Below are 8507 nucleotides of genomic sequence, written 5' to 3'. Positions count from 1 at the left end.
ATCGACGCTGTTCCTGGATGGATACCGATGACCGAATCACCGACTTTCGTCGACACGTTCACCCTCACCCACGACAACCCGCTGCTCCAGGGGCACGTGATACGCGGACGCAGCCTCATGCCCGCCGTCGGGCACCTGGACCTGGTCCTGCATGTCCTCGACCGGCACGGTCACGCCGTGCGGGACGTCGAACTGCGCGACCTCACCATCCTCGCGCCGCTCGCCGTCCAGCCCGGTGAGCAGGTCCTGACCACGGTGGAGGGGCGCCCCGCGCCGACGGGCGGACTGCGGATCGAAGTCCGCGGCCGGCACGGGCAGGACGCCCCGGACGTGACGTACGCGGTCGTGACCGCGCACCCCGGCGCCGTGCCCGCCTTCGAGGAGCGACTGCCGTTGCCGCTCGACGGAGCGGTCGGAACCACCCCGCTCGCCGACATCTACGCCTGGTGCAGGGAGCACGAGCTGGTCCACTCAGGTCTGATGAAGACCGACGGTGTGTTCCACCGGCGTCCCTCGGACTGGGTCGCCGAGGTGGAACTCGCGCCCGAACACCACGGCAGCGCGGACGCGTTCCTCTTCCAGCCGGCCCTGTTCGAGGCAGGTCTCCTGTGCGGCGGAGTCGCCTTCGGCCTGCTGCACGAAGGCGCGGACAACCCGGACCCCCGGCTGCCGCGGAAGTTCGGCCTCTATCTGCCGCTGGTCTTCGAGTCGTTCCGGGCGACGGCACCCCTGGGCAGGCGCTGCTTCATCAGGATCCCGGCCGAGTCGGTGCGCGGCGACGACGAACTCGTACGGCTGACCATGGAGTTCTACGACCAGAACGGACTGAAGGTCGCCGAGGTGGCCCAGTACGTGGCCAAGCGGGTCCGGGACACCCCGGCGCCCGGACCCCGGGAGGCGGCCGGCGTCACCCCGGCACCCGTGGCGGTCCTGCCGGGAGACGCTTCGGCCGCCGAGGGCCAGGACGTCGTCGCCGTCCTGTGCGAGCTGATCGGGGCGCGGCTGGGGCGAGCGCCCGGACGGATCCGCACCGGCACCGGCTACTACGAACTGGGACTGGCCTCGGCGGACCTGCTGTCGCTGAAGACCGAACTGGAGGACAGGCTCTCCCTCCCGCTCTCGCCGACGATCATGTTCGAGTATCCGACGGTCACCGAGCTCGCGGCCTTCCTGGAGGGGCTGCTCGCCGAGCGGCAGCCCCCGGCCGCGCCCGCCGCGCCGACGGACGCGGAGTCCGCGGTGTGCGTCACGCTCATCGGCGAGGTGTCCACGCTGCTCGGCGTGCCCGCCGGGGACGTGTACCCGGACGACACGTTCGAGGAGCTCGGCCTCGACCGGGTCGGCCTCGCCCGCCTGGCGGACCGGGTGAACGACCGCTACGGCCTCACCCTCGTGTCCGCGGCCTTCGGCGAACACCGGACCGTCCGCGCCATGGCCGCCCACATCACCTCGGCCCGGCGCGACCACGCCGAAGCCGGCCAGGTACCGCTCCGGGGGCCGGCGCCGGCCGGTCCGGTGCCCACGCGCCCCCATCCGATGCTGCACCGTGTACTGGGGCAGGACGACGGCCACGCCTACGAGACACGGTTCGACGGCAGTGAGCCGTATCTGCGGGACCACCAGGTGCGCGGCAGCCGTGTCCTGCCGGGAGCCGCGCAGCTGGAAATGGCACGTGCGGCGGTCGAGCACTCCCTGGACGGGCGGTCGACGGGCCGGGTACGGCTGGACGACGTCATGTGGCTGCGGCCCGCGGTCTGCGGCCCGGACGGACTCGTCCTGCGGGTGAGCGTGCGCACCGCCGCCACGGGCGGCTGGGAGTACGACATCCACAGCGTGGACGGCGACGGCGGACACACCCTGTGCAGCCAGGGCCGGGCGAGCCTGCGGGAAACCGGTGACCTCGGCCTGCCGAGCCTGCGGGAGCTGCGCGAGGCCTGCGGGGGAGAGGAGTTCTCCGCGGAGTACATCTACGGGCTGTACGCCGACGCGGGGCTGGACTACGGCCCCGCGCAGCGCTCCCTGGTGCGACTGGGCGTGGGCGTGGACGAGGCGGGACAGCCCCAGGTGCTCGCCGAACTGCGCCTTCCGGTGGCGGCGGAGCCACTGGACGGGTTCCGGCTGCACCCGGGCATCATCGACGGCGCGCTGCAGGCCACCATCGGTCTGCGGCTGACGGAGGCGGCGTCGTCCGGCCGGCCGGGCGGTCCCGCCCTGCCGTTCGCCCTCCAGCACGTGGACGCGCCCGACACCACCCCCGCCAGGGCGTACGCCTGGATCCGGCCACAGCGGGGAAGCGGCCCCGTCGCCGCGTCGGCGAAGCTGGACATCACGGTGTTCGACGAGCGCGGTGAGGTGTGCGTGAACCTGACCGGACTGAGCACGCGCACCCTGCCGGACCTGCCGCCGACCGCGTACGAAACCACGGAGCAGCGGTCCGCGCCTCGGATGCCCGGCCGGACCGACGGCGACATCGCGATCGTCGGTCTTGCCGGGCGTTACCCCGAGGCGGCCGACCTGAACGAGTTCTGGGACAACCTGCGCTCGGGCCGTGACTGCGTCCGGGAGGTGCCGACGGAACGCTGGGACCACCGTCGCTACACCGACGGCTCCGACACGGGCCGGACGCCCGGCCGGTGGGGTGGCTTCCTCGACGGCATCGACCTGTTCGACCCGCTCTTCTTCCAGATATCGATGCTGGAGGCCGAACACCTCGACCCCCAGGAGCGCCTGTTCCTCCAGACCGCCCACCATGTGCTCGAAGACGCCGGATACACGGGCGAGCGGCTGGCCCGGCCGGGCCGGGTCGGTGTGTTCGTCGGCGCGATGTACCAGGAGTTCCAGCTCCACGGCGCGCAGGCCCAGGAGCGCGGCCGGCTGGTCGCCCTGTCGGGCAGCGCGTCCACCATCGCCAACCGCGTGTCGTACTTCTACGACTTCACCGGGCCGAGCATGACCGTCGACACCATGTGCTCGGGCTCGCTGACGGCCATTCATCTCGCCTGCGAGGCCATCAGGAGCGGTCAGTGCCACGCGGCGATCGCGGGCGGCGTGAACCTCACCTCCCACCCCAACAAGTACCTGCTGCTGGGACTGCGCAACTTCCTCTCCAGCGACGGGCGCTGCCGCAGCTTCGGCGCGGGCGGCGACGGCTACGTTCCCGGCGAGGGGGTGGGGGCCGTCCTGCTGAAGACCCTTGAGCGGGCGGTCGCCGACGGGGACCACATCTACGGGGTGATCAAGGGAACGGCGGTGAACCACGGAGGGCGCAGCCCCGGCTACTCGGTGCCCAGCCCGACCGCGCAGGGCGAGGTCATCGCCGACGCACTGCGGGCCGCGCGCGTCGACCCGCGCGCCCTGAGCTACATCGAGGCGCACGGCACGGGCACGTCCCTGGGCGACCCGATCGAGGTGACCGGGCTGATCAAGGGGTTGAGCAGTGCGGGAAGCCTGCCGGCGAACTGCGCGATCGGCTCGGTCAAGTCGAACATCGGGCACAGCGAGAGCGCCGCCGGCATCGCGGGCATCACCAAGGTGCTGCTGCAGATGCGGCACGGGGAACTCGTACCGTCCCTGCACTCCGAGACCCTCAATCCGCACATCGACTTCGACCGGATCCCGCTGCGGGTGCAGCGGCACCTGGAGCCGTGGCGGCGCCCGACGCTTGAGGTGGACGGAGAACTCCGCACGGTGCCCAGGATCGCCGGTGTCTCCAGCTTCGGCGCGGGCGGCTCGAACGCGCACATCGTCATCTCCGAGTACGACTCCGAGTACGAGCCCGCGCTCCCGCGCCCCGTACGGGCCCCGGCCGACGGCCGGCCGTCGCTGCTCGTGCTCTCCGCGAGGAGCGAGGAGCAACTCGTGGAGCAGGCCCGCGGACTGCGTGCCCGGCTGGCGGAGCTGAGCGACACCGAACTTCCCGACGTCGCGTGGACGCTGCAGACGGGGCGGACGGCGCTGGAGGAACGACTGGCCTTCGCCGCGACCTCGGTGGCGGACGCCAGGGCACGACTGGAGTCGTTCGCGGCCGACCCACTGCTGCCCGGTGCCTGGGCCCGGGGCGCCGTCCAGCCCGACCGGGAGGCGACGGCCGGCCGCCGGACCGACGACGAACTGACGTCCGCCCTGGCGGAATGGTCCGCGCGAGGCACGCACGACAGGCTGCTGGGCCTGTGGGCCGGAGGAGCCGAAGTGGACTGGGAGAAGCTGCACCCGGCCGGCCCACCCGCGCGCCAGGTCAGCCTGCCCGGTTACCCCTTCGCCCGTGAGCGCTGCTGGCCGGACCTCGGCCCGGGCATGGCGTCGCACGAGCCGCTGGTCCCGCCCACCGCACATGCAGGGCAGACCCAGCCGCTCCGGCCGGCCGAGGGCGCGGCGGCGCCGGACGAGGTGTTGCTGCTGCGCCCCGTATGGACGGCCCGGGACGCCCGGCCCGGCGACGCGGCTCCGGCGGAGCAGTTCGCCGAGCACCACGTGGTGGTCGTCGGCCGGCTCACACCCGAGGAGCGCGAGACCCTTCGGACCGGGCTGCCCGCCAATGCCGTATGCCGGTTCGTGGAGCTTCCGGACGGCCCGCTGGACCACCAGTTCACCGAGGTGACACGGCAGGTGTTCACCCTGGTGCGCGACCTCCTCACAGCCGGCGTGCGGCGGCCGGCGCTGTTCCAGGCCGTGTTGACCGGCGACCCGGCGACGGACGCGGAGCGGGAGCGCCTCGCCTGCTTCGGCGGCCTCGCCGGTCTGCTGAGGACGGCAGGCCTGGAGAACCCGCTCCTGCACACGCGTTACTTGGAATGCCTCGACGGAGCCTCACCGGCCACCGTCGCCACCCGTCTCGTGGCCGAAGCGGCCGGTGGCCCGGAACCTGAAGTACGCCACCGCGACGGCCGACGGTACGTCGCGCGGCTGGAGGAGATGCCCTCCGCCAGGCCCGCCGACCGGCCCTGGAAGGACGGCGGGGTCTATCTCATCACCGGCGGCGCCGGCGGCCTCGGCCTGATCATGGCGAGGGAGATCGCCGCCTCCGCCGGACAGGCCACCGTCGTCCTCACCGGGCGGTCGGCGCTGAGCCCGGCGCAGGAGGAGGCACTCGAAGCCCTGCGCGCGCTCGGCCTGACGGTGGATCACCAGCGCGCGGACGTGGCCGACCGGGCCGCCGTCACCCGCCTGCTGGCCCATGTCAGGCGCACGCACGGGCCGCTGACGGGCATCCTGCACAGCGCCGGAGTCACCGACGACAGGCTCATCGTCCGCAAGACGGTCCAGGAGCTGGAGCGAGTTCTCGCGCCCAAGGTCGCCGGGCTCGTCCACCTCGACGAGCTGAGCCGGGACCAGCCGCTGGAGACGTTCCTGTGCTTCTCCTCGACGAGCGGAGCCTTCGGCAACCCCGGCCAGGCCGACTACGCCGCCGCCAACGCCTTCATGGACGCCTACGCCGCCTACCGCAACCGCCTCGTCGACGCCGGTCTTCGCAGCGGCGCCACGGTCTCCGTCGACTGGCCGCTGTGGGACGAGGGCGGCATGGGAACCGACGGCGCCCTCAGGGAACGCCTGCGCGGCACCGGCGTCGTTCCGCTGGACACCGTCCGCGGCGTGCGGGCACTGCACTGCGCCCGGGCAGCCCAGGAGAACGGCCTCTCGGACGGCCGCCTCGTCGTCCTCGCGGGTCGGCGTGACGCGCTGCTGCCCTGGCTCACCGGCCTCGCCGAGGACAGGCCGGCCACCCCCAGGCCCACCGGGGAACCCGGCGCGGACACGACTCCGGGACCCGGCACGGCACAGTCCCCGGTCGCGGCGGACCGCGGCCTGGAGGACCGGGCGGTGGGCCACCTGCGGCGCCGGCTGGCGGCGGCACTCAAGCTCGGCCCCGAGCGCCTGGGACCCGACACGCCGCTGGAGCGCTACGGCATGGACTCCGTCATCGCGGTCGGCGTCACCTCCGAACTGGAGGACGCCTTCGGCCCGCTGTCCCGGACGCTGCTGTTCGAGGTGCAGACGGTGCGTGAACTCGCCCGGTACTTCGTGACCGACCACACGTCGGCCCTGCGCGCCCTGCTCGGTGAGCCCACCGCGCCTCAGCAGGCGCCGCCCTCCGTCGTGCCCGACGACGGCCCGGCCCGGCCTGTCCCGGCCGAGGCCCCGATGCCCGAGCGGCCCCGCCCGGACACCGGCGGCGAGGCCGCCGCGAGCCGGCGTGCGCCGAGCCGCGACCGGAGCACCGACCCGTCGGCGACCCCGCCCGGCCGTGGCGAGGAGATCGCGATCATCGGCATCAGCGGGCGCTACCCGCAGGCCGAGGACCTCGACACGCTGTGGAGCAACCTCCGGTCCGGCAAGGACTGCGTCACCGAGATCCCGGCCGACCGCTGGGAACGCCTGTACGGCGCGGAACCGGCTGAGGACGGCGCGAGCCGCGGCATGTGGGGTGCCTTCCTCGCCGGGATCGACCGGTTCGACCCGCTGCACTTCGGTATCTCGCCCCGCGAGGCCGAGGCGATGGACCCGCAGCAGCGGCTGTTCCTGGAGACCGTGTGGCACCTGCTGGAGGAGAGTGGCGCAACCCAGGACGTCATCGAGCGGCGCTACGGACGCCGCGTGGGGGTTTACGTCGGGGCTGCCTACCAGATGTACCGGGCGGACGAGTCGGACCCCGTCCTCGCGGCGCTGACCTCGGCGGCCTCCTACAACCTGATCGCCAACCGCGTCTCCCACTTCTTCGGGCTGGAAGGCCCCAGCCTGGCCCTGGACAACATGTGCGCGTCGTCCGCCACCGCCGTCCACCTCGCCTGCGCCGATCTGCTGCGCGGGGAGAGCGAACTGGCCATCGCCGGCGGGGTGAACCTGACCGTCCACCCCGAAAAGTACCTGGCGCTGTCCGAGATGCGGCTGCTCGGCAGCCATCCGGGAAGCCGCAGCTTCCGCGACGGGGACGGCTACCTGCCCGCCGAGGCCGTCGGCGCCGTACTGCTCAAGCCGCTGAGTGCGGCGGTCCGCGACGGCGACACGATCCACGCCGTCATCAAGGGCACCGCCTCACTGCACGGCGGCCGGGGCAACGGGTTCATGACACCGAGTCACCGGGCACAGGTGCGCGTCATGCGGCGGGCGCTGGAGCAGGCGGGCGTCGAACCGGCCTCCATCGGATACGTCGAGGCCGCGGCCAACGGCACGACGCTCTCCGACGAGGTCGAGGTCAGGGCGCTGCGCGAGGTGTTCGACTCGGTGGCCGAACCGGTGGCGGTCGGCACCGTGAAGTCGAACCTCGGGCACCCCGAGCCGGCCTCGGGTATCGCCCAGCTCACCAAGGTCGTCCTGCAACTGCGCCACCAGGAGCTCGCGCCTCTGGTCGACGCCGGTTCCCCCAACCCCAACCTGGACCTCGACGGCACAGCCCTCCGGCTCTGCGAACAGCTGACGGCCTGGGAACCCCGGGCCACGGTCGCCGCGGACGGCCGGCCGGCGCCGCGCCGCGCGCTCATCAACTCGGTGGCCGCCGGCGGAAGCCACGTCAGCCTGGTCGTCGAGGCACCCCCGGCGACGGACCCCGTCGCGCCGAGCGCCGAGGACACCGGCTCCTCGCTGGTGGTGCTGTCCGCCGGGGACTCCGAGCGGCTGGTCACGGCCGCGCGGCAGCTGCGCGACTTCCTGGAGGACGACGACCGGGCGGGGCTCGCGGACCTGGCGTACACCACGCAACTGGGGCGTGAGGCGCTGCCGGAGCGGCTCGCCGTGGTGGCGGGCTCCCGGAAGGAACTCGTGCAGGCCCTCACCCACTACCTGCGGGCGCACTGCCCCGACAGCGGCTTCGGGACCGACCACGGCCCCGGTGCCGTCGTGCCGGTCCATCTCGGCAACGCCGAGACCGACGCCGGCGTGCTGGACGCGGTGCTCTCCGGCGCCCGGGGGGAGGAGTTCCTGGCCACCGTCGTCGCAGACCGTGACCTGGAACGCCTCGCCGAGCTGTGGGTCCGGGGCGCCCGAGTGCCGTGGGACGGGCTCCACAGCGGGTACCGCCGACTGGTCCGGCTGCCGGCGACAGCCTTCGACCGGGGCAACTACTGGATCGGCCGCAGGGCCCGGAGCACGGTCCCGGCCGAACCCGGAGCGTCCTCGGGCCGGGCCACGCCTGCCGTCGGCCGACGGTCGGCCCCTCGACTCACCGACTCCGAGCGGACGATGGTGGCCGTCTGGGCCGAACTGCTGGGGGTCGACGCGGGCAAGCTGGACGCGACGAGCAGCTTCCTCTCACTCGGCGGCAACTCACTGCTGGCGACCCGTCTGATCAACCTGCTGCGGCAGTACACCGGTGTGGAGCTGACCGTCCAGGCCGTCTTCGACGCGCCGCGGCTCGGCGAGCTGGCCGCCGAGCTGGACCGCCGCGCACCGAGGGCCGCCGGCACCCGCACGAGCGAAGTAGACACGATCCTCGAAAGCATCGGTTTCATCGAAAGCCTGACCGACGAAGAGCTGAACGCTCTGGCGGGCGAGAACTCGGAATTCCACTGAGCTCC

At 73.0% G+C, this 8507-nt stretch carries 1 protein-coding gene; it reads left to right on the top strand.

Features of this window, described 5'->3' with window-relative positions:
* The first annotated feature begins 27 nt into the window (after positions 1-27).
* Positions 28-8502 (top strand): SDR family NAD(P)-dependent oxidoreductase, encoded by an 8475-nt coding sequence (locus tag ACW4TU_RS00845; RefSeq protein ID WP_457423547.1) that lies wholly within the window; start codon positions 28-30, stop codon positions 8500-8502.
* Positions 8503-8507 lie beyond the last annotated feature (5 nt).

The sequence above is a fragment of the Streptomyces kryoterrae genome (assembly GCF_054072135.1).
This window is presented reverse-complemented; position numbering and strand designations above follow the sequence as displayed.

Coding starts and splice junctions, on each gene's coding strand:
- ACW4TU_RS00845 (WP_457423547.1), top strand. CDS start 28: ATGACCGAATCACCGACTTTCGTCGACACGTTCACCCTCACCCACGAC.